40 protein-coding genes and 2 pseudogenes are annotated in these 25,169 nt (G+C 39.8%); 7 read left to right on the forward strand and 35 right to left on the reverse strand.

Annotation, left to right across the window (positions count from 1 at the left end):
- Positions 1-2: 2 nt before the first annotated feature.
- Both AYS37_RS06500 and AYS37_RS08345 read right to left on the reverse strand, forming a co-directional pair.
- A complete protein-coding gene (locus AYS37_RS06500; protein WP_001874747.1) occupies positions 3-569 on the reverse strand; it encodes a type II restriction endonuclease in 567 nt (188 codons plus the stop codon).
- Positions 570-663: 94 nt separating this feature from the next.
- A pseudogene (locus AYS37_RS08345) lies at positions 664-825 on the reverse strand (site-specific DNA-methyltransferase); the annotation flags it as partial.
- A gap of 29 nt (positions 826-854) precedes the next feature.
- Here AYS37_RS08345 and AYS37_RS06505 point away from each other — a divergent pair.
- Positions 855-1,148: pseudogene (locus AYS37_RS06505) on the forward strand (adenine specific DNA methyltransferase 2 domain protein); the annotation flags it as partial.
- Positions 1,149-1,221: 73 nt separating this feature from the next.
- Here the strand turns inward: AYS37_RS06505 and AYS37_RS06510 are convergent.
- The 3 genes from AYS37_RS06510 to AYS37_RS06520 all read right to left on the reverse strand — a co-directional run bounded on the left by AYS37_RS06510 (position 1,222) and on the right by AYS37_RS06520 (position 4,622).
- Positions 1,222-2,679 (reverse strand): glycosyltransferase family 9 protein, encoded by a 1,458-nt coding sequence (locus AYS37_RS06510; RefSeq protein WP_000838768.1) that lies wholly within the window; start codon positions 2,677-2,679, stop codon positions 1,222-1,224.
- Between the two features lie 97 nt (positions 2,680-2,776).
- A complete protein-coding gene (locus AYS37_RS06515; protein ID WP_000348228.1) occupies positions 2,777-3,817 on the reverse strand; it encodes a glycosyltransferase family 9 protein in 1,041 nt (346 codons plus the stop codon).
- Between the two features lie 67 nt (positions 3,818-3,884).
- Positions 3,885-4,622 (reverse strand): 5'-nucleotidase, lipoprotein e(P4) family, encoded by a 738-nt coding sequence (locus AYS37_RS06520; RefSeq protein ID WP_001874750.1) that lies wholly within the window; start codon positions 4,620-4,622, stop codon positions 3,885-3,887.
- Positions 4,623-4,746: 124 nt separating this feature from the next.
- On the opposite strand from AYS37_RS06520, the gene AYS37_RS06525 reads away from it, so the two are divergent.
- The 4 genes from AYS37_RS06525 to AYS37_RS06540 all read left to right on the forward strand — a co-directional run bounded on the left by AYS37_RS06525 (position 4,747) and on the right by AYS37_RS06540 (position 7,922).
- Positions 4,747-5,295, forward strand: a complete 549-nt coding sequence (locus AYS37_RS06525) for a YceI family protein (protein WP_000709816.1) — start codon at positions 4,747-4,749, stop codon at positions 5,293-5,295.
- A 585-nt stretch (positions 5,296-5,880) separates the two neighbouring features.
- On the forward strand, positions 5,881-6,537 hold the full coding sequence (tenA, locus tag AYS37_RS06530; protein ID WP_001198299.1) for a thiaminase II: 657 nt from the start codon (positions 5,881-5,883) through the stop codon (positions 6,535-6,537).
- 120 nt (positions 6,538-6,657) lie between these two features.
- Positions 6,658-7,320: a nicotinamide riboside transporter PnuC gene (pnuC, locus tag AYS37_RS06535; protein ID WP_000909352.1), complete on the forward strand. Its 663-nt coding sequence runs from the start codon at positions 6,658-6,660 to the stop codon at positions 7,318-7,320.
- The gene (locus AYS37_RS06540; RefSeq protein WP_001149268.1) at positions 7,308-7,922 is read left to right on the forward strand and encodes a thiamine diphosphokinase; all 615 of its coding nucleotides are present in this window, start codon (positions 7,308-7,310) and stop codon (positions 7,920-7,922) included. The genes pnuC and AYS37_RS06540 overlap by 13 nt, the downstream gene beginning before the upstream one ends.
- 701 nt (positions 7,923-8,623) lie before the next feature.
- Here the strand turns inward: AYS37_RS06540 and rplQ are convergent.
- From rplQ to rpsJ, 29 genes are all read right to left on the reverse strand, one after another.
- Positions 8,624-8,974, reverse strand: coding sequence for a 50S ribosomal protein L17 (gene rplQ, locus AYS37_RS06545; protein WP_001216119.1), 351 nt, complete (start codon positions 8,972-8,974; stop codon positions 8,624-8,626).
- Positions 8,974-10,008: a DNA-directed RNA polymerase subunit alpha gene (locus AYS37_RS06550; protein ID WP_000864551.1), complete on the reverse strand. Its 1,035-nt coding sequence runs from the start codon at positions 10,006-10,008 to the stop codon at positions 8,974-8,976. The genes rplQ and AYS37_RS06550 overlap by 1 nt, the downstream gene beginning before the upstream one ends.
- Positions 10,009-10,019: 11 nt before the next feature.
- On the reverse strand, positions 10,020-10,646 hold the full coding sequence (gene rpsD, locus AYS37_RS06555; RefSeq protein ID WP_000135247.1) for a 30S ribosomal protein S4: 627 nt from the start codon (positions 10,644-10,646) through the stop codon (positions 10,020-10,022).
- Between the two features lie 9 nt (positions 10,647-10,655).
- Complete coding sequence (gene rpsK, locus AYS37_RS06560; protein ID WP_001129289.1) at positions 10,656-11,051, reverse strand: 30S ribosomal protein S11; 396 nt, start codon at positions 11,049-11,051, stop codon at positions 10,656-10,658.
- A 22-nt stretch (positions 11,052-11,073) separates the two neighbouring features.
- Positions 11,074-11,436: a 30S ribosomal protein S13 gene (rpsM, locus tag AYS37_RS06565; RefSeq protein WP_000090802.1), complete on the reverse strand. Its 363-nt coding sequence runs from the start codon at positions 11,434-11,436 to the stop codon at positions 11,074-11,076.
- A gap of 3 nt (positions 11,437-11,439) precedes the next feature.
- Positions 11,440-11,553, reverse strand: coding sequence for a 50S ribosomal protein L36 (rpmJ, locus tag AYS37_RS06570; RefSeq protein WP_000868339.1), 114 nt, complete (start codon positions 11,551-11,553; stop codon positions 11,440-11,442).
- 78 nt (positions 11,554-11,631) lie between these two features.
- The gene (gene infA / locus AYS37_RS06575; RefSeq protein ID WP_000090248.1) at positions 11,632-11,850 is read right to left on the reverse strand and encodes a translation initiation factor IF-1; all 219 of its coding nucleotides are present in this window, start codon (positions 11,848-11,850) and stop codon (positions 11,632-11,634) included.
- A complete protein-coding gene (map, locus tag AYS37_RS06580) occupies positions 11,850-12,611 on the reverse strand; it encodes a type I methionyl aminopeptidase (RefSeq protein WP_001018127.1) in 762 nt (253 codons plus the stop codon). Before map ends, infA begins: the two co-directional genes overlap by 1 nt.
- On the reverse strand, positions 12,611-13,873 hold the full coding sequence (gene secY / locus AYS37_RS06585) for a preprotein translocase subunit SecY (RefSeq protein ID WP_001030183.1): 1,263 nt from the start codon (positions 13,871-13,873) through the stop codon (positions 12,611-12,613). The genes map and secY overlap by 1 nt, the downstream gene beginning before the upstream one ends.
- Before the next feature lie 41 nt (positions 13,874-13,914).
- Positions 13,915-14,316 (reverse strand): 50S ribosomal protein L15, encoded by a 402-nt coding sequence (gene rplO, locus AYS37_RS06590; protein WP_000522167.1) that lies wholly within the window; start codon positions 14,314-14,316, stop codon positions 13,915-13,917.
- A gap of 17 nt (positions 14,317-14,333) precedes the next feature.
- A complete protein-coding gene (rpsE, locus tag AYS37_RS06595; RefSeq protein WP_001860543.1) occupies positions 14,334-14,777 on the reverse strand; it encodes a 30S ribosomal protein S5 in 444 nt (147 codons plus the stop codon).
- A 14-nt stretch (positions 14,778-14,791) separates the two neighbouring features.
- Positions 14,792-15,148: a 50S ribosomal protein L18 gene (gene rplR / locus AYS37_RS06600; RefSeq protein WP_000991872.1), complete on the reverse strand. Its 357-nt coding sequence runs from the start codon at positions 15,146-15,148 to the stop codon at positions 14,792-14,794.
- A gap of 13 nt (positions 15,149-15,161) precedes the next feature.
- Positions 15,162-15,698 (reverse strand): 50S ribosomal protein L6, encoded by a 537-nt coding sequence (gene rplF / locus AYS37_RS06605; protein WP_000086584.1) that lies wholly within the window; start codon positions 15,696-15,698, stop codon positions 15,162-15,164.
- A gap of 10 nt (positions 15,699-15,708) precedes the next feature.
- Complete coding sequence (rpsH, locus tag AYS37_RS06610; RefSeq protein WP_000245805.1) at positions 15,709-16,104, reverse strand: 30S ribosomal protein S8; 396 nt, start codon at positions 16,102-16,104, stop codon at positions 15,709-15,711.
- Positions 16,105-16,113: 9 nt separating this feature from the next.
- Positions 16,114-16,299, reverse strand: a complete 186-nt coding sequence (locus AYS37_RS06615) for a type Z 30S ribosomal protein S14 (RefSeq protein WP_001085694.1) — start codon at positions 16,297-16,299, stop codon at positions 16,114-16,116.
- Between the two features lie 9 nt (positions 16,300-16,308).
- Positions 16,309-16,854 carry a 50S ribosomal protein L5 gene (gene rplE, locus AYS37_RS06620; RefSeq protein ID WP_000467378.1) on the reverse strand — a complete coding sequence of 182 codons (546 nt, stop codon included), beginning with the start codon at positions 16,852-16,854 and terminating at the stop codon, positions 16,309-16,311.
- A 12-nt stretch (positions 16,855-16,866) separates the two neighbouring features.
- Positions 16,867-17,088 (reverse strand): 50S ribosomal protein L24, encoded by a 222-nt coding sequence (gene rplX, locus AYS37_RS06625; RefSeq protein WP_000834238.1) that lies wholly within the window; start codon positions 17,086-17,088, stop codon positions 16,867-16,869.
- On the reverse strand, positions 17,088-17,456 hold the full coding sequence (gene rplN, locus AYS37_RS06630; protein WP_000616110.1) for a 50S ribosomal protein L14: 369 nt from the start codon (positions 17,454-17,456) through the stop codon (positions 17,088-17,090). The genes rplX and rplN overlap by 1 nt, the downstream gene beginning before the upstream one ends.
- A gap of 2 nt (positions 17,457-17,458) precedes the next feature.
- A complete protein-coding gene (gene rpsQ, locus AYS37_RS06635) occupies positions 17,459-17,719 on the reverse strand; it encodes a 30S ribosomal protein S17 (protein ID WP_001092746.1) in 261 nt (86 codons plus the stop codon).
- Positions 17,720-17,733: 14 nt separating this feature from the next.
- Entirely contained in the window at positions 17,734-17,934 is a 201-nt protein-coding gene (gene rpmC, locus AYS37_RS06640; RefSeq protein ID WP_000877885.1) for a 50S ribosomal protein L29, read from the reverse strand.
- Positions 17,921-18,346, reverse strand: a complete 426-nt coding sequence (rplP, locus tag AYS37_RS06645; protein WP_000928961.1) for a 50S ribosomal protein L16 — start codon at positions 18,344-18,346, stop codon at positions 17,921-17,923. Before rplP ends, rpmC begins: the two co-directional genes overlap by 14 nt.
- A 2-nt stretch (positions 18,347-18,348) precedes the next feature.
- Positions 18,349-19,053: a 30S ribosomal protein S3 gene (gene rpsC, locus AYS37_RS06650; protein WP_000529972.1), complete on the reverse strand. Its 705-nt coding sequence runs from the start codon at positions 19,051-19,053 to the stop codon at positions 18,349-18,351.
- Positions 19,054-19,056: 3 nt separating this feature from the next.
- Complete coding sequence (rplV, locus tag AYS37_RS06655) at positions 19,057-19,425, reverse strand: 50S ribosomal protein L22 (protein ID WP_000030349.1); 369 nt, start codon at positions 19,423-19,425, stop codon at positions 19,057-19,059.
- A gap of 9 nt (positions 19,426-19,434) precedes the next feature.
- The gene (gene rpsS, locus AYS37_RS06660; RefSeq protein WP_000091385.1) at positions 19,435-19,716 is read right to left on the reverse strand and encodes a 30S ribosomal protein S19; all 282 of its coding nucleotides are present in this window, start codon (positions 19,714-19,716) and stop codon (positions 19,435-19,437) included.
- A gap of 11 nt (positions 19,717-19,727) precedes the next feature.
- Positions 19,728-20,558 (reverse strand): 50S ribosomal protein L2, encoded by an 831-nt coding sequence (gene rplB, locus AYS37_RS06665; protein WP_000985811.1) that lies wholly within the window; start codon positions 20,556-20,558, stop codon positions 19,728-19,730.
- A gap of 15 nt (positions 20,559-20,573) precedes the next feature.
- On the reverse strand, positions 20,574-20,855 hold the full coding sequence (locus AYS37_RS06670; RefSeq protein ID WP_000763613.1) for a 50S ribosomal protein L23: 282 nt from the start codon (positions 20,853-20,855) through the stop codon (positions 20,574-20,576).
- Between the two features lie 3 nt (positions 20,856-20,858).
- Positions 20,859-21,506 (reverse strand): 50S ribosomal protein L4, encoded by a 648-nt coding sequence (rplD, locus tag AYS37_RS06675; protein WP_000030185.1) that lies wholly within the window; start codon positions 21,504-21,506, stop codon positions 20,859-20,861.
- A gap of 34 nt (positions 21,507-21,540) precedes the next feature.
- A complete protein-coding gene (rplC, locus tag AYS37_RS06680) occupies positions 21,541-22,116 on the reverse strand; it encodes a 50S ribosomal protein L3 (RefSeq protein WP_000395323.1) in 576 nt (191 codons plus the stop codon).
- Positions 22,117-22,152: 36 nt separating this feature from the next.
- A complete protein-coding gene (rpsJ, locus tag AYS37_RS06685; RefSeq protein WP_000411561.1) occupies positions 22,153-22,467 on the reverse strand; it encodes a 30S ribosomal protein S10 in 315 nt (104 codons plus the stop codon).
- 207 nt (positions 22,468-22,674) lie between these two features.
- On the opposite strand from rpsJ, the gene AYS37_RS06690 reads away from it, so the two are divergent.
- Both AYS37_RS06690 and AYS37_RS06695 read left to right on the forward strand, forming a co-directional pair.
- The gene (locus AYS37_RS06690) at positions 22,675-23,760 is read left to right on the forward strand and encodes an ATP-binding protein (RefSeq protein WP_001874753.1); all 1,086 of its coding nucleotides are present in this window, start codon (positions 22,675-22,677) and stop codon (positions 23,758-23,760) included.
- A gap of 214 nt (positions 23,761-23,974) precedes the next feature.
- Positions 23,975-24,553 carry a hypothetical protein gene (locus AYS37_RS06695; protein ID WP_000992753.1) on the forward strand — a complete coding sequence of 193 codons (579 nt, stop codon included), beginning with the start codon at positions 23,975-23,977 and terminating at the stop codon, positions 24,551-24,553.
- On the opposite strand, the gene AYS37_RS06700 is transcribed toward AYS37_RS06695, so the two are convergent.
- Positions 24,527-25,141 (reverse strand): ribonuclease HII, encoded by a 615-nt coding sequence (locus AYS37_RS06700; RefSeq protein ID WP_000242688.1) that lies wholly within the window; start codon positions 25,139-25,141, stop codon positions 24,527-24,529. The genes AYS37_RS06695 and AYS37_RS06700 overlap by 27 nt on opposite strands.
- Between the last annotated feature and the right edge of the window lie 28 nt (positions 25,142-25,169).

A 25,169-nucleotide genomic window follows, 5' to 3' on the forward strand; every position in this document is an offset into this window, starting at 1 on the left:
TTCTATTCAGCAAAAAATGTAAAATCTTTGATAACAGAAGTAATATTATCCAACTTTTCTAATTGTAAAATTTCTGTTTCGTCTATACCGCTAGAGGCAGATCGTGTGTATAAAATACCCAAACAAATATGAGCCAAATAATGAGAATAAGAGAATTGGATATTTTTTGTGCTAGTGCGATTCCTAAAATATTCACCATGCGAACCCAATGTAAAACCATTACAAAAACCCAAGCAATCATCTAAGCGATAAGTTGTTTTTATGTCTACAGCAAACTTTATGTTTGGATTTTTCTCGCACACAAAAGATAGATCGGGATACCAATTTTGTTTTTCAGCAATAATAATTTCATACCCATTTTCATTAGCAAATGTTTTAAACCTAGGGAAAAGCTGGATTTCAAGAATTTTTGAAATAATTTTAGTATCTGATGGAATTGTATAAATATTTTTATCTGTATCAATAAATCCTTTAATTTTCCAATCTCCCAGTTGAGTTGTAACATGGTCAGTTAATTCTGTTGCAAAAACCTTAAGTTTTTCAATAAAATTTTGTTTGACTGACTCCATAACCACCTTTCAAACACGCAATTGCTATCAAATGTATCCAACTGATTATAACACGAAAATTATCGCTTTTAGTGTCGTAAAGATTTGCTTTTCCTTACCAAATGAGCGCTTCTTTTAAGGCTTTTAAAATCTCTACTTCTTTATCATTCCCTTTAAATTTCACCACCTTTTCATTGAAAAACTCCACTCCAACCCCCCATAAATTTTCTAAAGTCTCTTTAATATCCACGCCCATTTTTTCTAGCGCGTTTAAATTGTTTCCAAATAATACTCGCTACAAAGTTATCGCCCCCCCATTTAATACCAATATCGCCCTTATCTTATCGCGCCAAGCCAAAGCCATCGGAGACCTTGACTTTGATGCCGCATTCATCAGCAAAGAAGCAAGCGATCTTAACATCTATTGCGGAGGTGGGGGTTCAGTCTTCCCTTTATTCTGCCTTGTCTAATCTCGCTCTCATTTGCGATAGAGGCTCTAAAGTAAGCCCCATTTCTAATGTTTTTGTAACGAGCATGCTTTGTGATTTGCATGTGAATGGATCGGGGAGTTATGCGTTTTTGTTGTATCGTTTAGAATAGCAAAAACCACTCATAAATCAACCATTTACTCCATTTAAATGCTAAAGTTATCTTCTAAAAACTTGTAACGCAATCAAACTCGTTCAAAATAGGTTGTTTCGTTGGTATTAGATGGTGCATCTTCTTTCAAGAGATGGGGTGCAAAACGTTTAATGGCACTAATAATATCTTGCGGGTTCACAAAATCCACTGGCGGGTGCGACATAGTCATGGCTTTGAACATCCAGTTGCTAGACCTAGAAATTATTTTTTGAAAATCCCTTGGATAGATCATGTGGATATTAGGGCCAATTTCCTTTGGGTAGGGGTGGAATCTTGGGCTTGAGAGACCTGAAGAGACTATGAACGCATGAGGGATTTTCAAACAAGCGGCTAAATGCGTGATGGAAGACTCATTGCCCATCGCAAAACTAGCGTTCTTTAAAAGATGGAGGTATTCTATCAAACCGGTTTGATTGACTAAAGAAATAGCATTTTTGTGGCGTTTTAGAATGGAATCGGCAAGCTTTTCATCTTTTTTAGAATTCCCGCAAAGAATGAGTTGGTAGTCAGGATTTAAAAAATAGATCATCTCATCAAAGCGTTTATACACTCTAAAATCATCGCTAGCTCCGAGATTCAACACGCCATAAGGTGGTTTTAGAATATTCTTAAACTTTTCATATTCAAAAGCGATGGGGAGTTTTAATTCAAGTCCAACAAACCCTATATCCACGCCTTTAAAATGCTTAAAAAAAGACTGAAAAAAATCTTGATTGGAATCATAGAGAAATTGCGGCACTTCTTTAGGATAGAATAAATGCGTGTAAAAGCTTTTTCTAATTTCCCCTCTCTTTCTATAATCGGTCCTAAAGAAAGATTCTATTGGGTGGGTGCAAAAAACCCCCACTTTATTTTCGGCAATCAAGTGCTTTATAATAGCGTCTTCTTTAGTTGAAAAAAAAAACATAGAACTATTAATGCATATCTCATAGCTTTCTTTTCTCAAATTAGAAACATCTTCGTAGCGTTTTCTCATGAACTTTGGGAGAAAAAATAACAATTCTTTTAATTTTGAAAGGCGTGATCCATTAACACCAATCCGCAAGTATTTTTCCCAGTAAATGTTATCTAAAAAGATAAACTTATCTATATATTGAGAATCGCAATGGGTTGCCATATCCTTGATAGTAACGTTTCCAATAAAGGTGGTTTCATAATCTTCAAAATATTTTTTAAAAAGAGGTAAAAAATTGCGATAGAGTATATAATCTCCAATAATGTCCAAGCGGATAAAACATAAGGTTTTTTTACGAATGGGTGGAGGAGTAGGCTTTGTAAGAGTGAGCAATCTGTCTAGTTGGTTTTGGATGCGAATAAGGCTATCTTTTTGAAAGGAATAACGACTGTTAAAGAACCTTCTAATAACAGGGATCTTTTGAATAAGAGGAATTTTTGCAATGGTTGCAACCATCAAAACGAAAGCTATATAAGGGTAATAATAAAGATAAGATAATTTTGATCTTAAAAACAAAGAGAGTAAAGACTTCAAAAATAGCTCCTATTTTTTAGCGTTCAATAATGTAAAATTCACGCAAACATTAAGAATAAACAAGTGTGTAATTATAGCAAAAAGCCTCTTATCAAAGCTACATCCTACGGTAATTGATAAAACCCACAATCTTTTCACCCTCTTTTTCAATGTCAATCAAACCCATATTGTTTGAGCCATTAGGCGGGGTGATGCCTAAAAAACGCTCATTGAAAGGCCGCCATCTGGCAATAGAGGCGCTGAGTTCGTTAGGATAAAACCCGATAGATTGGTTGTCAAACAAAGCGTTCACATGCAAAGGGCCTGAAGCGTTCCCGATATAGACGGACAAATTCGCGCACAATTTGGCTAAATCCACTAAACTATGACTCGTATCATAGAGATGGGCGAAAGGGACTTTTTTAAGGAGTTCTTCTGTGGCTTTCCTCTCGCCTGGCCCGCAAATAAGAATGATCTCACAACTTAAATTGTTGTGTAAAAAATCAATCAGTTTGATAAAGTGTGAAGCAGGCAATACGGGCGAACTGCCTCCGCTATGCATATGCACGCCAATCCACAACAAACCAACATCAGCGTTGAGTTTTGAAGCGATGATGGATCGCTCTTTGGATTTGTCTTTAAGCTTCCATGCGATTTTTTTAAGTTGAGCGTTAGGGAGGTTGTGATCTTTACAAAACGCATGGATTAAGTCCAAATTGTATTCGTATTCAGTTTTTAAGCATAACGATCGGCTTTGGCGCACGCTCTTTTGATACAGCCAAGAATAGATTTTAGTCTTTGGGGCTAGGATATAAGGAATAAATTTCCTCAAACTAAAAGCGAGTCTGGCGTTTTTAAAATTAGAAAATAAAAAGATAAGAGCGTCAATGGGTTTACTTTTGAGAGTAGCACTCAAATGGTTGTCTTCTATAATGACTTCATCAATGAAAGGGAATTCTAAAGCGATTGGGGTGGTATAGCTAGGCACAACCACGCCCAAATACACTTCCTTGCCTTTTTCTAAAAAAGCTTGCTTTAGAGCGATTAGAGCGGGTATGGCTAAAATAAAATCGCCTAACTTATCGTTACGGATCACAAAAACTTTTTGAGAGTTTTCTTTATCTTTACATTTTAAATCTTCAAACCCTACAAAATCCATAACTCCGCCTAAGAGATCAAATTTTTTGTCATGTTAGCAAAAATCGTTCTTATGCGATGGATAAATTTTATTTTTTATTCTGCCATGCTTTTATGGGTTCATCTTCCCATGTGCCATAGAGAGAGTTGGGTAAAATGATCCACTCTGTGCCGAATTTTTGAGCGTTTTGCAAGACTTTAGCTCGTTGTTCTTGGCTGTTTTTAGCGTCTTTAGCAAAAAGCGCGTCAAAATCATGCAAAGTATCGCCCACTTGCAAAACAATCGCATAATCCTTAGCGACTAATTCTCGCCTAACGGCTTTAGGCTTGCCTTTTTCTTTTAATAAAACGGATTCTTCACTCACTTGGGGGAGTTTAAAACTTTTGAGCGTTTTTAAGGTGAATGCCTTATTTTTTTGCGTGCGGTTAGAAATGTAAAAAATCTTAACGCCCTTAGAATTGGCGTATTCTAAAAAGTCTAGCGCTCCAGGAATGAGCGTAAGAGAGCCTTCTTTTTCAAATTTATCCCAAGTTTCTGGGGTGTATTTAATGCAATTTTTGACCAAATAGCCCGCATAATCAAAAGTGTTTAAAACGGTTTCATCTAAATCCAAGATGACGGCTGGCTTTTTGTCTTTAACGAGCTTGAGGTTATTGTCTAGCGCCATTTTCGCCATTTTGTAACTTTGCAATTGCAAGGCTCTAATTTCAGCGCTTTGCTGATGATACTTAACGCTTCTTGTTATCGGCGAAACGCACTCTTTAGCGTCTAACACACTCATCAAACTCAATCCTAATAAAACTGATGCAAGGGTCTTTTTTACCATAACAACACCTACCTAATGGGGATTTTTTGTATTATACCTTAAAAACAGACGATTAGGAGTGTTTTACCATTAACCAATTTGTTGTATAGTTGGCGTTTTTAATTCAAAATGAAGTGAGGAAACAATGAAAAAAGCGTTAATGTTCACTCTTTTAGGCGTTAGTCTGGCGTTTGCAAAACCTTATACGATTGATAAGGCAAACTCTAGCGTGTGGTTTGAGGTCAAACACTTCAAATTCAATGAAACAAGAGGCGTGTTTGATAGTTTTGATGGCAAAATTGATGCCGATCCTAATACCAAGGCTCTCAATGTTTTTGAAGGCAAAATTGATATTAAAAGCATTAACACTAGGAACAAAAAAAGAGATGACCACCTAAAAACAGCAGAGTTTTTTGATGCCATGAAATACCCCAAAGGGAGCTTTAAAATGACCAAATACGAAGATGGTAAAATCCATGGGGATTTGACCCTTCATGGCGTAACCAAACCTGTCGTGTTAGAAGCCAAAATCCAAGCCCCCTTACAAAACCCCATGAATAAAAAAGAATTCATGGTGTTACAAGCTGAAGGCAAAATCAACCGCAAGGATTTTGGTATCGGTAAAACCTTTAGCGATGCTGTCGTTGGAGATGAGGTAAAGATTGAGCTCAAACTAGAAGCTTACGCCCAATAAACTTTTTGCAAGAAACAATTTTTTGTTTCTTGTGGCTTTCTTTTCTATCTAATAATAGTCTTTATTCTGCCCAATACCCTAAAACATCAAAGCTTTTAATAGCGTTTTTACACCAACCGCTTAAAAAATTGAACGCCTGTTTTGAATATATTAGACGCTTTTTTATTTTTATGCTAAACTATTTTGAGTTTTGGTCGATATGACTTCACAGAGGTTAAACCAATCATAAATGGTAGGGTTAATTCCATCTCGCTCTGTAATAGGTTTGAAACCATGCATCTAAGATTGACTCCTATCTTGTAAGTGCCATACTACAAGTTCCCATAATAAAAACTTCTAAAAATCAAAACCTGCAGAGCGAGATGGAATTAACCTTTGTATGATTACAAAGGATAGCCAATCTTAAACAACCAATACAAGCCTTATAATATCATTAATCGCTATTCAAAATCACAGATATTTTGATATAGCGTTCAATTTTTGAAAACAAGATTCCACTCACAAATCTTTTAAAAACAAATTTTTATACCATATCACGAGCTTTCGTGTTAGAATGCATATTGAATTGATTTTAGGAGTGTAAAAATGCAAGTTTCACAATATCTGTATCAAAACGCGCAATCTATTTGGGGGGATTGTATTTCCCATCCGTTTGTTCAAGGCATAGGGCGTGGGACTTTAGAAAGGGATAAATTCCGTTTTTATATCATTCAGGATTATTTGTTTCTTTTAGAATACGCTAAGGTGTTTGCTTTAGGCGTAGTTAAGGCTTGTGATGAAGCGGTGATGAGGGAGTTTTCTAACGCTATACAAGATATTTTAAATAACGAGATGAGTATCCATAACCATTACATTAGAGAGCTTCAAATCACTCCAAAAGAATTGCAAAATGCGCGCCCCACTCTAGCGAATAAATCCTATACAAGCTACATGCTCGCTGAAGGGTTTAAGGGCTCTATCAAAGAAGTTGCGGCGGCTGTTCTATCCTGTGGTTGGAGCTATTTAGTGATCGCGCAAAATTTAAGCCAAATCCCAAACGCTTTAGAACATGCCTTTTATGGGCATTGGATTAAGGGCTATAGTTCAAAAGAATTTCAAGCGTGCGTAAATTGGAATATTAATTTGCTTGATTCCCTCACCCTCACTTCTTCAAAACAAGAAATTGAAAAATTAAAGGACATTTTTATCACTACAAGTAAATATGAATACATGTTTTGGGATATGGCGTATCAAAAAAGCTAATTTTCGTTGATTTATGTTACAATCAAAATAAAGGGGTGCTTTTTAAAACGCTCAAGTTTTTAAAAGGCTGAGATCAAACCCGTAGAACTTGTCAAGGTAATTCTTGCGTAAGGAAATAGCATGTTAATAACCACCCAACTATCCAAACGATTTTACGCCACACTCATTCTCGCTTGCGTGTTTTTAACCATCACTAATATTCTTGTCAAAGGCTCGTTTATCAATCTTTTAGCGGGGCTTAGTGGGGTTTTGTATGCGTTTTTTGCCGGAGAAAGGCAAACGATTTGCTTTGTATTTGGTCTTGTTTATAATTTGAGTTACGCTTATGTCGCTTATCAGTGGAAATTAAACGCTGATGTGATTTTATGCCTTTTTTTGTATATGCCAGTAACGATTTATGGGCTGTTCGCATGGAAAAAGACAGAGCAGCATGAAGGCGTTATTAAGGCTCAAAAACTTCCCAAAAAGTGGCGTTTTGCGCTCGTTTTAGGCATAGGGGTTTTAACTTATGTGAGCGCTTTGTTTTTTAAAGAGATTAAAACGAATTTTTTATGGGCAGAGAGTTTTAATTTCGTCATTTTTATCATTGCTTTTATTTTACAGGTTTTGCGCTATATAGAAAATTATGTGCTAGTAACTTTGGGGAATATCGTGTCCATTATCGTGTGGTTTTGTATCTTTCAAATTTCAACAGAGAGCTTGGTGCAACTCTTCACAACGATCCTATACCTTTTTATTGGCTTGTATTATTTTAACCGCTGGAATCAGTCATGCAAGCAGTGATTTTAGCGAATGGGGAGTTTCCTAAATCCCAAAAATGCTTAGACCTTTTAAAAAACGCTCCCTTTTTAATCGCATGCGATGGGGCTGTTATATCATTGCATGCGCTTCAACTTAAACCCAGCGTTGTTATAGGCGATCTAGATAGCATTGATTCGCATTTGAAAGCCTTGTATAACCCTATACGCGTGAGCGAACAAAACAGCAACGATTTGTCCAAAGCCTTTTTTTATGCTTTGAATAGGGGCTGTGATGACTTTATCTTTTTAGGGTTGAATGGCAAGCGAGAAGATCATGCCCTGGCGAACACTTTTTTATTGTTGGAATATTTTAAATTTTGCCAAAAAATCCAATCCGTAAGCGATTATGGTCTTTTTAGGGTGTTAGAAACCCCTTTTACTTTGCCCAGTTTTAAAGGGGAACAAATCTCGCTTTTTAGCCTGGATCTTAAAGCCCAATTCACTTCTAAAAACCTCAAATACCCCTTAAAAAACTTGCGTTTAAAAACGCTCTTTTCTGGCTCGCTCAATGAAGCTACAGATCATTTTTTTAGCCTTAGCTCTGAACCTAAATCGGTAGTGTTAGTGTATCAAAAATTCTCATGAGTGGGTTTTGTTAGGCAAATTTTTGTCTGTATATTGTGTCAAGTTAAGAAGCATTTGAGTTAGCAAGTAGAGAAAGATTGATTCAGTCTCGCTTTGTGTGGAAAAGGCGGTCAGATTTTGCGTTTTCATTATGCATTGTGTGGAGGACACAATGATAGGAGTTCATATTTTTTCAACAAAACCACTACAAAGCGAATAAACCAACCCATCACTCATATCGGCTAAAATCCAAAGCAGTTTAGCACAAAAAATAACCAAGATCTAGCATGTCTAAAAAACAATCCATCTAACTTAATCTCCAGCAGTTGGATTTTTTAAAATCATCAAACCAATTAAAAATCTTAATAAAAATGTAAGGAATACCGCTCAAGTAAAGACAGAAAAATCTATTTGAACGATGAAGTTTAGGCGATTCAAGAATACAACAGGGTCATTAAAGGGTGGGATAAAAGCCAGTGTGAGTTTTGAGTTTATTTTGATTTTTTAAAAATGGGGTTTTTAGTTACTTTATTTTTGCAGTTTGGAGGTTATCGCTTAACTAAGCTCTTTTATATTTTGATTACAGAAAATGCTTTTTAGATTTTTTAAATTTCATGATCAATAAAACAAAGTCAAAGCTTTTGAGTGCTTCTTTTAAAAGGATAAAATCAAAGCGATAACCACCAACCAAGACTAAATCTTGGCTAGCAGTTCATCAAATTTCATACAAATTCAATGGTAGCTAGAGTGGAAGCGTCCCCTCTTCTAAAAGTGGTGCGTTGGATCCTAGTGTATCCGCCATTCCTTTGCGCGTATTTGGGCGCGATTTCAGTTACAAGCTTGTGGGTGGCTTCTTTGTTTTGCAAATATGCAAAAACATGGCGATGCGCGTTAAAATCGCCAACACGAGCCGCTGTCGTTAACTTCTCAATGTAACTGCGCAACTCCTTAGCTTTATAAATCCCTGTTTCAATTTTGTTATGCTCAATCAAAGCAATCGCTAAATTCTTTAATAACGCCTTCCTGTGCGAGCTGGTTCTCCCAAGCTTGCGGTATCCGTGTTTGTGTCTCATCAGTCGTTACCTCCTTTATCTTCTAATTTTTCTAATCTTTTCTTTAAACTTTCTCTTTGTTCAGGGCTTAATTCTGTGCCTACCGGATAGCCCAAATCATTCAATTTTTCAGCGATTTCATCATAGGATTTTTTACCCATGTTCTTCACGCCCTTAAGTTCTTCTTCGCTCATCAACACGAGTTCGCCCACATACTTGATGCCGATTTTATCCAAGCAATTAAAACACCTAGCGCTCAAATTCATGCTTTCAATTTTAGCGCTCAAGTCTTTAGCGTCATCTCTTTGAGCGTAATCGCCTGAATACTCCGTGTTAGCAATGGGCCTTTCGCCAAAAACGCCCAGCTGCTTGCTCATCACTTTCACCGCTGATAAAAACGCTTTATAAGGGTCAATCTGCCCGTCCGTTTCAATGTCAAAAATGATTTTTTCATAGTTAGGATCGCCCTCAACCAAAACATTTTCAATCTCATAAACCACGTTTTTAATCGGCGTGAAAGAGCCGTCTAGCGGCATGTAGCCCTCAGGCATCAATTCCCTTGTGTTTTCGCTTGGGACATACCCCATTCCTTTATAGATAATGAGCGAAAAATTCAATTGAGCGTCTTCGTTGATTGTGGCTAGAGGCATTTCAGGATTGACGATTTCTATCTGCTCAGAATTCAAATCCCTAGCCCTAAGCTCCATAGGCCCTTTAAAAGAATAATCCACCACAACCGATTGGTTTTCTAAAGAGCTATCCTGCCCCACTAACGCCTTAGCTATAAAGCGGATATTCTTTAAATTCATGATAAAAAGCGACACATCTTCAGTAACCCCTCTTAATGAGTCAAACTCATGATGCACACCTTCAATCTTTAAACCTACGGGAGCATACCCCACAGAGCTTAAAAGCAAGAGTCTTCTAATAGGATGAGCGAGCGTAACAGCGTAACCAAACTCAAATGGAGCCAGAGAAATCTTAACCCGATTGCCCTCTTTCTCTAGTACCTTAATTTCTGATGGGATCAAAGGTGCTGTTTTGATAACTTTCATGCTCTAACCCCTTACTTAGAATACAATTCTACAATGAGTCTTTCTTCAATAGGGACAACCACTTCTTCTCTTTCAGGGTAGCGGGTGAAGATGCCGTATTTTTTATCTTTTTCCACATCAATCCATGGCACAATCCCTGTTTGAGCTGTCAATTCCATCGCGCGCACCACTTGAGGGTTGCTCTTGGTTTTTTCTTTGATCTCAATTTTTTGCCCTGAACGCACGAAATAAGAGGGAATATCCAAACGCTTACCATCCACAAGCACATGCCCATGCGTTACCAATTGCCTAGCAGAGCTTCTAGTGGTCGCAAACCCCATGCGATAGACGACATTATCCAATCTTCTTTCAATCAAACGGATAAGGTTTTCACCCGTATTGCCGTCCAAGCGATTGGCTTCCACAAAAATACTCCTGAATTGCTTTTCAGAAATGCCATACATCATTTTAGCTTTTTGCTTTTCTTTCAATTGCAACCCGTAATCAGAAGTCTTAGCGCGTCTTTGCCCATGCTGGCCTGGCCCATAAGCCCTTTTATCTAGCGCGCTCTTCCCACTCAATCGCCTTTCACCTTTTAAAGCTAAAGAAACCCCAAAACGCCTTTCTAGTCTTTCTACTGCGCCTCTATATCTTGCCATAAAGCCTCCTTACACTCTTCTTCTTTTAGGGGGTCTGCAACCATTATGAGGGAGCGGGGTGATGTCTTTAATCCAAAGCACTTTAACGCCCTCTGTCGCACCCACGCTCTTAATGGCGGTCTCACGCCCACTACCTGGCCCTTGAACCTTAATGCCCACTTCTTTAACGCCATGCTCTTTAGCCTTGCTTAGAGCACTTTCTACAGCTTGTTGGGCCGCATAAGGGGTGGATTTTTTAGAGCCTTTAAACCCTAAACCGCCCGCCGTGCTCCAGCAAATCACATTGCCCATTTCATCAGTGATAGTGATGTTGGTGTTGTTAAAGGTCGCTGAAATATAAACAACCCCTCTAGCAATATTCTTTTTGACTACTTTCTTTTTAGCCGTTACATTTCTCTTAGCCATTAAATCATCATCTCCTTATTTGCTACTTGCTGCCCACGGTTTTTTTCTTACCCTTACGAGTCCTAGCGTTATTTTTAGTGGTTTGGCCCCTTACAGGAAGACCCTTACGATGCCTGATCCCACGATAATTCCCTAAGTCCATTAAAGATTTAATATCCATTTGAACTTTTTTACGCAAATCGCCCTCTACTAGGTAGCTTTGTTGGATTTTTTTAGCGATACCAGACACTTCATCTTCATTCAATTCATGCACGCGCTTGTCAAAAGAAATGCCTACCGCTTCTAAAATCTCTCTGGAACTCTTAAGCCCAATCCCATAAATATAGGTAAGGGCATACTCTACTCTCTTCTTTTTTGGTAAATCCACACCAGCAATCCTTGCCATGCTTTATCCTTGTCTTTGTTTGTGTTTGGGGGTAGCGCAGATCACTCTAATAACACCCCTTCTTTTAATGATTTTGCACTTATCGCACATCTTTTTCACTGATGGCCTGACTTTCATGATTTTTCTCCTTTGAAAAAATTAGGCACTACTAAAAACTCTTATACTAACATATTTTCATTGAAATAACCCTTAAATTCATTTATATCTAAAAGTTATCCGACCCTTGTCTAAGCTATAGGGCGTAAGCTCTAGCTTGACCCTATCGCCTAAAGCAATCCTAATATAGTGCATGCGCATCTTTCCAGAAATACGGCACAACACCACATGCTTATTGTCTAACTCCACCTTAAAAGTGGCGTTAGGCAACGCCTCAATCACTTTTCCATCCACTTCTATAACATCATCTCTTGCCATTAACGCTCCGTAAGAATCACTGCTTTATTGCCAACTATGGCGATAGTATGCTCATGGTGGCTTGTGTTAAGCCCATCCACTGAAACCACGCTCCACTTATCCGCTAGTATTTTAGGCTCGCCCTGTTTTTGACACACCATAGGCTCTAAGCAAAATACCATGCCCTCTTTGATTTTAGGGCCGCTATTAGCTTTGACGCCTTTTTCTAGGTAGTTGGGGATCTCTGGCTCTTCATGGGGTTTTTTACCAATGCCATGCCCACAAAATCCTTTCAAAGGCACAAAGCCCCTTTCTACAATAGCTCTCTCTAAAATCTGACTCAACTCTTTAAAATGCATGCCCACTCTAATTGAATTAATGGCATGCATCAAGCTCTCTTTAGAGCAAGCGAGCAATTTTTCATCTTGCGGGCTTATCGCGCCTATGGGAAGCGTGAGGGCCGAATCGCCATAATAACCATCCACCTCCACCCCCAAATCCAAGCCTATAATATCCCCTTCTTGTAAAACATAATCCGTAGGAATGCCATGAATAACCACCTCATTTAAGGACATGCACACAGAGTTAGGGAATCCATATAGCCCCTTAAAAGCAGGCCTGGCATGAGAGGATTTGATAAAATCTTCAGCCATTTTATCCAGCTCTAAAAGTGAAACCCCAGGCCTTACTTCTCGCTCTAAAAGGGCTAACGCTTGAGCGGTTAATTCCCCGGCTTTTCTTAGAGCTTTGATTTCTTTTGGGCTTTTAATAGAGATTGCCATTAAAAGCCTACCGCGCTTAAAGTTTTATACTTGCTCATATAAATTTGCGCTTCAATCTTTTTCATGGTGTCAATAGCGACTTGAACCACAATCAGCACCGCTGTGCCTCCAAAGTAAAAAGGCACGCCCATAGCCTTAACCAAAATCCAAGGCACGGTAGAAATGAGCGCTAAATACAATGAACCCCACAAAGTGAGCTTACTCGCTACAGAATTTAAAAACGATGAAGTCCCCTCTCCAGGCCTAAGCCCTGGAATATACCCACCATTACGCCTCAAATTATCCGCAATATCCTTAGAATTGAACACAATAGAAGAATAAAAGTAAGCAAAAAAGATGATGAGTAGGAACATCAAAATATTATACGCATACCCTTGCGGGCTTAAAAAATCCGCAATCGCTTGCAAGGTTTTGTTGCTTGTGGCTTGCTGCAAAATCGTAGAAGGGAACACGAGCAAAGCTGAAGCGAAAATAGGGGGGATCACCCCGCTTAAATTCAACTTAATAGGAATGTAATTCATGATACGCTTGTTTTGGTTTTGCATCACCACTTTACGCGCATAAGAAATAGGGATTCTGCGCTCAGCTAATTCCACATAGATGATCGCAAAAATAGTCGCTAAAACAATCAGCACAATACCAATGAGCATTAAGATATTGATCACGCCCGTATTGACCAAATTGAATGTGCCTGAAATAGCTGATGGGATCCCTGAAACAATCCCAGCAAAAATAATAAGGCTAATCCCATTCCCCACGCCCCTTTGCGTGATTTGCTCCCCTATCCACATGAGCAGCATCGTCCCTGTAAGCATAGAAAACGCCGAAACGATCATAAAAACTTGCATATCAATCATGATCGCTCCATTCGCTCCTCCACTAATACTCCTTAAGCCCACTGAAACGCTCACCGCTTGGATTAGGGTGATTAAAATGGTCAAATAGCGCACGATTTGCATGTATTTTTGCATGCCGTCTCGCTCTTTTTTCATTTTAGCCAGGTTGGGGAAAGTCGCACTCAAAAGCTCCATGATAATGGAAGAAGTGATATAGGGCATGATACCCAAAGAGATGATACTCAAGCGAGAAACCGCATTCCCGCTAAACATGTTAAACAACCCCAAAGCGTTGTTGGAATTGCTGTCAAAAAAAGCCTTGATCGCTGCTAAATCTACGCCAGGAATGGGGATATAAGCTAAGACTCTGTAGAGAAATAAAAAACCCAAAGTGATGAGTATCTTACTAGCAATAGCTTTATTCATATTAACTTATTCCTCTTAAATCAAGCTGATACAATAGGGCATTACTTCTGCCCGCTTGTTTTGATTCTCTCATCTTTAATTTTAGAAGCCAAGTTTTTAGCGTCTTTACCGATCAATTTCACGCCTTCAATATAAAGGGGGAAATGGTGTAAAGCGCGCAAGCTTGAAAAAGTGATTTCTTCTAAATTTTTAATCGCTTCATTCTTTTCCACATTGATAGAATAAATATGAGAATCTTTAGTCCTAAAACCTATTTTAGGCAAACGGCGTTGTAAGGGTTGTTGCCCTCCTTCAAAGCCTCTTTTAGCCTTATAGCCTGTCCTTGCGGTTTGACCTTTACCGCCTCTTGTAGCGGTTTTTCCCATGCCGCTTCCTTGACCACGGCCCACTCGTTTGATTTTTTTAACGCTACCTTTAGCCGGTTTTAAATTTTCTAATCCCATTATAATATCCTTTTTAACTACGCCTTGATTTTCGCTAAAGCGTCAAAAGTCGCGCGCACCACATTATAGGGGTTGTTGGAGCCTAAAGATTTGGTGAGAATATCCTTAATGCCTGCTAATTCCACGATAGGGCGCGTTGAACCCCCAGCAATCACTCCCGTTCCCTCACTTGCCGGTTTGAGTAAAATACGACTTGCGTTGTATTTATGCTCAATATCATGAGCGATAGTCGTGCCTTTAATCGTTACATGAATGAGGTTTTTAAACGCATCATCTACCGCTTTTTTAATCGCATCAGGGACTTCTTTAGCCTTGCCTAAACCAAAGCCTACAAGCCCATTTTTATTGCCCACAACCACTAAAGCGTTAAAACGAAACCGCCTACCGCCCTTAACCACTTTGGTTACACGGCCAATATTCACAACGACTTCTTGAAACTCTTCTCTGTTAATCTCTTCCATACCTTTCCTTTCTGTCATAGAGCGATCCCGTTCTCTCTCAAGCTTTCAGCAAACGCTGCCACCACGCCATGATAGAGGTAACCATTCCTGTCATAAACCGCTCGCTCAATCCCTGCTTTTTTCAATTCTTCAGCAAAGAGAGCGCCTAATTTTTTAGCGTCTTCTTGCGTGTTTTTAAAGCCCATTTTCCTGCCGTCAATATGCGTTATGGTGCTTTGTTTCACATCATCAATCGCTTGTGCATAGAAATAGCGATTCGAACGAAAAACGCTCACCCTAGGTCTTAAATTATCGCCCAAGAGTTTGCTTTTAATCCTTAATTTTCGGCGATCCCTTAAGGCTTTCTTTTTATACAATGCTTTTGCGTTCATCACTCCACCTTATTTATTTTTTAGCTGTTTTACCAGCTTTTCTAATAATGACTTCATTGCTGTATTTCACGCCCTTGCCTTTGTATGGCTCTGGGGGTCTGAAGCTCCTGATTTCAGCGGCGACTTGCCCTACTTTTTGCTTATCGCTCCCTTTGATAGTGATCGTGTTTTTTTCCACCACCATTTCAATCCCTGCTGGAATGGGGTATTTCACCGGGTGGCTAAAACCCAAACTCAAATCCAAAGTTTTATTGCCCAAAGCCACCTTATAGCCCACGCCATTGACTTCTAAAGTCTTACTGAAACCGGCGCTTAAGCCTATTACAATGTTATTCGCTAAAGCCCCATAAGTCCCCCAATAAGCCCTAGACTGCGCGTCTTCGCCCACAGGCTGGAAGCTCAATTGGTTGTTTTCAAGCGTGATTTTCACTCGGTTGTGAGTTTCTAACTCATGCTTTTCCTTGCTGTTTTTAAAAAGAAGCTTACTCCCTTCCACGCTCGCTTGCACAGAGCTTGGGATTTCAATGATTCTTTTCCCGATTCTTGACATTTTTAATCCTTTACCAAATGCTGCAAAGCACTTCGCCACCGACATTTTGTCTGTAAGCTTCTTCGTTAGTGATCACACCCTTAGAAGTGCTTACCACAATCACGCCATAGCCATTTTTAAAGCGCTTCAACTCGTTTTTTTGCTTATACACACGACGACCGGGCTTGCTTAGACGCTTCACTTCGCTGATTTTTGAATGCCCTTTTTCATCATAAGCCAATTGCACATAAACCGATTGTTTCTTGTCTTTATCTTTGACATTGAAATCTTTAATGAAACCCTTTTCTTTAAAAATCTCTAAGATAGAAACCACGATCTTTGCGTAATAAAGCTGCGTGAATTCTAAGCGGCGCATAGAAGCGTTTCTCAAACGAGTTAATGAATCTGCAATTATATCATTTACCATATCTTATCCTTACCAACTGGCTTTTCTCAAGCCTGGGATGAGTCCCTCACTGCCCATTTTCCTTAGGCACACCCTACAAAGTCCAAAATCCCTATAAACCGAATGAGGTCTCCCACAAATGCGGCATCTCGTATAAGCCCTTACTTGGAATTTTGGTTTCCTTTGAGCCTTTGCTATCATTGATTTTTTAGCCATATTAACCCCTTATCTCACTTTTGCAAAAGGCAATCCAAGCAATTCTAACAACTTGAACGCTTCTTTATCGTTGTCCGTAGAAGTTACCATAGTGATGTTCATGCCATGACTGACCATAATATCATCATAAACCACTTCCGGGAAAATCAACTGCTCATTGATCCCAAAGGTGTAATTCCCACGCCCATCAAAACCATTCCGTGAAATCCCTCTAAAGTCTTTCACTCTGGGCAACGAAATCACAATCAGCTTTTCTAAGAAATTATACATGCGTTTATTCCTTAAGGTAACTTTCGCCCCTACCGCCATGCCTTCTCTGATCTTAAAGCCTGCAACGGATTTTTTCGCTTTAGTGATAACGGCTTTTTGCCCTGCAATCAAAGAAATCGTTTGCGCAATATTTTGCATGATTTTCATGTCTTTTGCATGCACTCCAGCACCCACGCTGATAACGATTTTTTCTAGCTTGGGTAAAAGCATGGAGTTTTTGATGTCCAATTCTTGAGCGAGTTTTGCCCTCACTTCATTTTGATAAAATTGTTTCAAACCAAACATGTATCCAACTCCTTAGGCTTTCTTCACATTGGAAATGTGCATGGGCTTTTCTTTATGGATAAAGCCCCCTTTAGGGTTATCATCAGTAGGTTTAATCGCTTTTTTCACCACCTTACACCCTTCAACAACCACTTGAGAAGTCTTAGGCAACACCGCTAGAACCTTAGCGACCTTACCCTTATCGTCTCCTGCAATGACTTTCACCATGTCATTTTTTTTAATTTCGCTTTTCATTATACAACCTCCGGCGCTAGAGAAATAATTTTCATGAAATTAGCGTAACGCACTTCTCGGCTCACTGGCCCAAAAATCCTTGTGCCAACAGGATCTTTTTTAGCGTCCAAAATCACCGCTGCATTGTCATCAAAACGCACCAAAGAACCATTTTTCCTTTGGATTTCTTTTTTCGTTCTCACTACAACGGCTTTGACGACTTGACCGCGCTTCACCTTACCATTAGGGATAGCTTTTTTCACGGAAGCCACGATCACGCTACCCACGCTCGCATAGCGTTTATGACTACCCCCTAACACCTTAATGCACATGATTTCTTTAGCGCCGCTATTGTCAGCGACATTCAATCTTGTAAAACTCTGTATCATGCTTATACTCCCACTACTAAAATTTCTTTAAGCGTGAAAGACTTGGTTTTAGAAAGCGGTCTGCACTCAATCGCGCTCACAAAATCCCCTACTTTCACCTGATTGTTTTCATCATGGATAGTGTATTTTTTAAACTTTTTAACAATCTTGCGGTATTTTTCATGCACCACTTTTCTTTCCACAAGAATCACAGCGCTTTTTTCAGCAAACTTGCTGATAACCTTGCCTTGCACTAGCCTTTTATGCGGCTCTTTTGTATTCATTGCTTACCCTTTTTTTACTCAACGCTAGAAGAATAATATGCATTAATGGCCGTGTTAATGCGAGCGATATTTCTTCTGGCTTTCTTAATCTCGTTAGGATTACTCAATTGCATAGCCTTTAACTTAACGCGTAACTCAAAAAGCTCCGCTTTTTTAGCATGCAACAACTCTTCTAATTCCTTGATACTTTTATCTTTCAATTCAGTATATTTCATTTTCGCTCTCACAAGTTACAATTTTGGTTTTAAAAGGAAGTTTGCTCTGAGCTAACGCTAAAGCTTCTCTCGCTAGTCCTTCTTCAATGCCTAGCATTTCATAAACGATCCTGCCCGGCTTGATATTCATCACCCATTTTTCCACAGAGCCTTTACCTTTACCCATCCTGGTTTCTAAAGGTTTAGCGGTCAAAGGCTTATCGGGAAATACTCTAATCCACACCTTACCCGCTCTTTTAATGTGCCTTGTCATAGCCACCCTTGCGGATTCAATCTGGCGTGAATCAATCCTCCCATGCTCTATGGCTTTAATCGCAATATCCCCAAACGCAATGGAATTGCCACGATGGGCTTTCCCACGATTGCGCCCTTTCATTTGCTTTCTGTATTTTGTTCTTTTTGGCATTAACATGATTATTGCCTCCCTCTTCTGCTTCTTCTAGGCTCTCTTTCTTCTTTAGCCTCTTCTTTTTTCTCAAATTGGATGCCTTTTTGCAAAACTTCCCCTTTGAAAATCCACACTTTCACGCCAATAATACCATATACCGTCATCGCTTCAGCAAAGCCATAATCAATTTTAGCCCTTAAAGTGTGTAAAGGCACGCGCCCTTCCATATACCATTCGGTGCGAGCGATTTCAGCCCCTGCTAAACGGCCAGAAACGCGCACCTTAATCCCTTTAGCGCCGGATTTTAACGCCGCTTGCATGACTTTTTTCATCGCGCGGCGGAAAGCGACCCTTTTTTCTAGTTGGGTGGCTACATTTTCTGCGGCTAATTGGGCGTCAGCTTGGGGGCGTTTGACTTCTTTAATATTAATGGAGACTTCTTTTTTGATGAGCGTTTTTAAGCCTTCTTTGACTTTTTCAATATCCACGCCTTTTTTACCAATGATAAGCCCTGGGCGAGCCGCTACAACCGTAACGCGCAGTTTTTTAGCCGCTCTTTCAATCACAATCTCGCTCACGCCAGCATAATAAAGCTCTTTTTTAAGGAATTTCCTAATCTTATTGTCTTCATCAATATTGCTTGGAGCGGTGCGAGCGCTAGGGAACCATCTGGAAGTCCAATTCCTATTAATACCTAATCTTAAACCTACCGGATTAACTTTTTGTCCCATGCCCTACTTACCTTCTGCTTGATTTTTTTTATGGCTTTTAGAAGATTTCATTTCTTTCCCTTCTGCTACTTCTACGAATACATGAGATGTTGGCTTTCTAATGGCTGTGGCCCTACCTTTAGCCCTTGGAATGGAGCGCCTAAGCACAGGGCCAGCATCCACTCTGCAAGAAACAATCAGAGCACTCTTAGCGTCTAATGAGCCGTTAGCGACCGCAGAAGCCACCACTTTTGAAAGCACTCTAGCCGCTTTATTGGGCGTAAATTCCAAACTAGCGATCGCTAATTCAGCGTTCATGCCTTGAATCTGTCTTGCAATCAATCTGGCTTTAGTAGGAGATAACCGCACAAATTTTAATAACGCTTTACTCATTCTACCCCCTTACTTGCCAATCTTTTTTTGGACACTGCCTTTGTGCCCTTTAAAAGTTCTTGTAGGAGCGAATTCCCCTAACTTATAACCCACATGGTTTTCTGTGATATACACAGGGACAAAAACCCTTCCGTTATGCACATTATAAGTAAAACCAATCATTTCAGGCAAAATGGTGCTTCTTCTAGACCATGTTTTAATCGGGCGGTTATCCTTACCCTCTTTTGCCTTGAGCGTTTTTTTCATCAAGTGGTCGTCTATAAAAGGACCCTTTTTAATTGACCTAGACATTCTTTAACCCTTTATTTATGTTTCTTTCTGGAAATGATGAGCTTGTCGCTAGCTTTTTTCTTTCTAGTTTTATAGCCCTTAGCTGGAGTGCCCCAAGGCGATACAGGATGACCGCTTGTCCCTGTTTTACCCTCACCCCCACCATGCGGGTGATCCACGGGGTTCATCGCGCTACCACGAGTTTGTGGGCGAATCCCTCTGTGGCGGTTACGCCCTGCCTTACCGATAGAGACATTGATAAAATCTTCATTCCCTACCACGCCAACACTCGCCATGCATTCGCTCAAAATGTAGCGCATTTCAGAGCTTGGCATCCTAAGAATGGTGTATTTATTTTCTCTACCCATGATTTGAGCGCTCATCCCTGCGCTTCTGGCTAATTGCCCGCCAGCCCCTGGATGCATTTCAATATTATGCACCACCGTTCCTATGGGGATATTTTTTAACTTCATCGCAAAGCCCACTTTAATATCCAAACCGCCTTCAGCAGCGATAACGCTATCGCCCACTTTCAAACCGCTTGGCTGTAAAATATAGCGTTTGTCCCCATCAGGATAGACTACAAGAGCGATGCGCGCGTTTCTGTAAGGATCATACTCAATCGCAGCCACTTTCCCTTCAATATTGTATTTGTTGCGTTTGAAATCAATAATGCGATAGAGTTTTTTAGCCCCTCTCTCTTTGTGGCGGCTGGTGATGCGCCCGTTATTGTTTCTCCCTGCTGTCGCTTTAAGCTTAGTGAGTAAGCCTTTGACACTGCTTTTTGCGGTAATGTCTTTAGAGTCCAACACCGACATGAAGCGCCTGCTTGGGGTGTAGGGCTTATAAGTTTTAATCGCCATAACGCTTTCTCCTTTCTACGCGCCAAGGGCGGCAATGCTAGCGCCCTCTGGAACTTTCACATAAAATTTCTTAAACGACTTTCTTTGTCCAAGCTTCCCTCTAAAGCGTTTCACCTTACCCTCTTGTTTCAAAGAATTGATTTTCAAAGGCTCAAAGCCAAAGTAAGTTTTAAACACTTCTTTGAGCTGGTTTTTGGTTACATTTTGAGCCGTCTGAACCACTAAAACACCTTTTTCTTGCAATCCTAATGACTTTTCAGTGTAAAGAATTGACTTTATATCCATGATGTCTGCCATTTTTTACTCCTCTGTCTTATCTTGCACCACATGCTGAAACGCCGCTTCTTCCATCACCACAGAGCTAAACACCGCTAAAAGATAAGCGTTTAACTCGCTCACATCAATAACAAGGCATTTTTTAAGGTTGCTAAAGGCTAACTCGGTGTATTCGTCCATGTTCATGCACACAAACAAAGTGTCTCGTTGCTCTAAAGCCTGAAACATTTGGTTGGCTTCTTTAGTCAAATGCTTTCTTTTATTGTCTTCAACCACGCCTTTTATAGCGATTTTTTCCACCACAAAAAGCTTATTCGCTTGCGCTTTTTCTTCTAAAGCGTATTCTAAAGCCAAGCGTTTTTGTTTTTTATTGATTTTAAGGTTGTAGTTGCGCTTATTCGTAGCCCCATGAGAGACACCCCCACCGACAAACACAGGCGAAGTGATGCTCCCTGCTCTGGCTCTCCCGCCTCCTTTTTGCGCCCAAGGCTTCCTACCGCCCCCGCTCACTTCAGCGCGGTTTTTACTTTTAGCGGTATTAGCGCGCACAGAAGATAAATAATGTTTCACGTAAAGATAGAGGTTATGGCTGTTAATGCCCTCATATCTTTTAGGTAACTCCACGCTACCCTTTTCTTTCAAATGGCTGTCTAAAACGATGGCCTTACTCATATCAAACCCTTTATATTATATTCAATGTATGGTTTTATACCGCTCTAATGCGTCCATAAGCCCCAGAAAAGCCGGCCACTGAACCCTTTAGCACTAACACCATACTTTCTTTATCAAAAGAGAGCACCTCGTTTTGGCAAGTAACTAGCTCATTGCCATAATGCCCTGCCATTTTCCTACCCTTTTGCACTCTTCCTGGCCATTCTCTATTACCAATAGAACCAGGGCGGCGGTGGAATCGACTCCCATGCGCTGCAGGCCCGCCTTGGAAATTCCAACGCTTCATCACCCCCGCAAAGCCTCTTCCCTTCGTTTTAAAGCTCGCTTTAACCCTTTTAAGCGTTTCTAAAGCGCTCAAATCCAAATCGCCCAACTCTTGTTGTTGGGAAGCTTTTAAGGTAGCGAAATGGTTGAACTCTTTGCTGAGCTGGTATTTCTTTTGCTGGCCTTCAATCGCCTTATTGTGTTTTTTATGCATCGCATAGGCCACCAAAGCTTTCCCGTTTTCTAGCTGGCACACTTTCGCTTGCAAGACTTTAAGCAAGGTTACAGGCGTGCTGTTAGCATCAATGGTGCGGCTCATGCCTATCTTTTGAACTAAAAATTCCATATCTAACCCTTATTTTATTATCTCAATGCGTTAGGACTACTTCGTTTCCATAGAAGTTACTTCTACATCCACTTCAGGAGCTAAATCCAACTTCATCAAGCTATCCACGGTTTCTGGGGTGGCCGAGATAATATCAATCAATCGGCTATAAACCCTAATCTCAAACTGCTCTCTTGAATCCTTATTGACATGCGGGGAGCGCAAAACGGTGTAACGCTTATTCTTAGTCGGTAAAGGGATAGGCCCTCTAATTTCAGAACCTGAGCGCTTTACGGCTTCCACGATAGCCACAACAGAGCGATCCAACACTCTATGGTCATAAGCTTTGAGCTTCAACCTGATTTTTTCCATAAACTCTCCTAAAAGAACTCGTTTTATCCATTATCAAACAGAATAAAACAATAAAATAAAAACTGAAATACTACTCAAAATGCGCCATTTAGTCAATAACTTTTGCTGTTTCTAGGGCTTTTTAAAGATTTTTACTTCCTTTTTATAAGGAAATATAAAAAAATGCGCTACGATTATCTCAATTCAATCCCATTTGAAAGGAAGTTCATGCCCCTTTCTTGCTTGCACCCTTTTGGGCCTTTTGAAACCCCTAAAGAGCCGGCGTTAAACAACCCGCTTTTAAGCCCACCTTCAAGCGATAAAATCTGTCTTTTAGGGCCGATGAAATCCGGTAAAACCACTTTCGCCCTCAAACTAGCGAAGGATTTTAAAAACCCTGTGTATCTCAATTACAACGACATGCGTTTGAACCAAAATATTTTAAGCTCGTGGCTTTTAAAATGGCATTTAGAAAAGAAAATGGACTTGCTCATTTTAGACAATATAGAGCGCTTGGATTTCAGCCTGCCTAAGCTTCCCAAAATCATTCTTATCCCTAATTGTTTAAGCCCCATAACAACGCCCAATTTTAGCTTATGCTATGCGTTAGGGTTGAGTTTTAAAGAATACACTCGCTTTTTCAAGCCCAACACCCCTAAAAACACCCTGTTTAACCGCTTTTTAAGAGATGGCAACGCTTTAGATTCGCTTTTTACAGAAAACGAACAGGAAAAAATCCTAAAAAAACAAGAAAATATCAAACTAGCCTTTCAAACTTACGCCCCCTTAATGGCTAAAATCTGCGCGCATCAATCTAAGTTTGTGAGCGCTTTTTATCTTTATACGCAATTCAAAAAAGAGCTGAAAACTTCTAAAGACACCCTTTATAAATTGTTACACGCGCTAGAAAAACAACGCATCCTTTTTTTAGTCCCCAGTTTTGAAAACCATAAAACCAAATTGTATCTGTGCGATTTTGCCTTGCCTTATAGCTTGACTCCTAGCCCCTCGCTTTTAAGCGTTTTTGAAAACATGGTTTTTTTAGAGCTTTACAAGCAATTCCCAAATTATGAGCTTTACTCCCATGATAACGGGATTTTTATCTTGCGAAATCCTACCAACAAGCTCGCCCTCATCGCCCACGCTTTCCCCACGCCCCATTTTTTAGAAAAACAGCTTCTATGGTGCCATAAACATGGGTTTTTTAATATCGTGGTGGTTTCTATCAACGCCCCTATTTCAGCAGCTAATACCCCCTACAAACACCTTAATTTCATTGATTTTTCTTTGGATATTCAATCTATTTTGGTATAATAATTACTTGTATTTATATATTTATGTATTTATGTATTTATGTATTTATGTATTTATGTATTTAATATTATTACTCACATTTTTAAATTATTATTGCATATTTTTATTTTTTCTTAAGCTAACTTACTATAAGTTATCCCAGTATTTCGCTTTTTTGAGAAATACCACCTACCCTAAAAGCGTAGGACATTTTTTTCACAGAAAGGAAGCTACAATGAACGCATTGAAAAAATTAAGTTTCTGCGCCTTGCTATCCCTAGGCCTCTTCGCTCAAACAGCGCATGCTAAGAGTTTGAAAGACACGATTAACTATCCTGATTGGCTTAAAATCAATCTTTTTAAAGAAAAGAACCCGCCCAATCAATATGTCGGATCGGCTTCTATTTCCGGTAAAAGGAACGATTTTTATTCCAACTATATTCCCTATGATGACAAATTACCCCCTGAAGAGAACGCTGAAAAAGTCGCTCTTTTAAGGGCCAGAATGAACGCTTACAGCTCGTTAGAAAGCGTTTTAATCACTAAAATGCACCATCGTATTGTTAAAGCGCTTCAAGTTAAAAATAACGCTACCAGCCATTTATTCGGGCTTGTTGATTTTTTAACCTCTAAATCCATTTTGGCTAAAAGGTTCGTGGATACCACCAACCATCGTGTGTGTGTCATGGTGCAATTCCCTTTCATTCAGCCTGAAGACTTAATCGCTTACTTTAAAGCCAAACGCATCGACCTTTCTTTAACGAGCGCTACCCATCTCAGTGCCGTTTTAAATAAGGCGTTGTTCCACCTCTAAGAGTTTGGGATTTAAGATGCGGTTTTTAAGCGTGAAGCTATGCCGATGAAAAGGCGTAGCCCCTAGCTTAATGATCGCTTCTATATGTCGTTTAGTCCCATACCCGCAATTCTTATCCCAGCCGTATTCCTTAAACAAAGCGTGCAACTCTAGCATTTCTCTGTCCTTAAAGGCTTTCGCCAAAACAGACGCCATAGCGATTTGAGCGATCTTTTCATCGCCCTTGATGATGGTTTGTATATTAGGGTAGCGTTTGTTCAAGCCAAACGCCGTGTTGCCGTCTATTTTTATTTTATCAGCTAAAGAGCAACCATTTTCTAAAATTTCTTCAATAGCGAGTTTCAAACACACCCCTAAGCCCAAATGATCAATTTCATTCGCGCTTTTTTTAACCACGAAAAACCCCACCTCACCATGCGTTTTGATTTTATCTTCCAAGAAAAAGCGCTTTTTGGGGCTGAGCTTTTTGCTATCCTTAAGACCCATTTTTAGAAATTCTAAGGCTGTTTTTTCATCGCACACCACCCCAGCCACAAAAAGCGAGCCAGCCAAACACCCCCTACCCGCTTCATCAATGCCTAAAACCATTGATACGCAACCAAACCGGTATAAAATT

The sequence above is a fragment of the Helicobacter pylori NQ4053 genome (assembly GCF_000274605.1).
Taxonomy (GTDB): domain Bacteria; phylum Campylobacterota; class Campylobacteria; order Campylobacterales; family Helicobacteraceae; genus Helicobacter; species Helicobacter pylori_CV.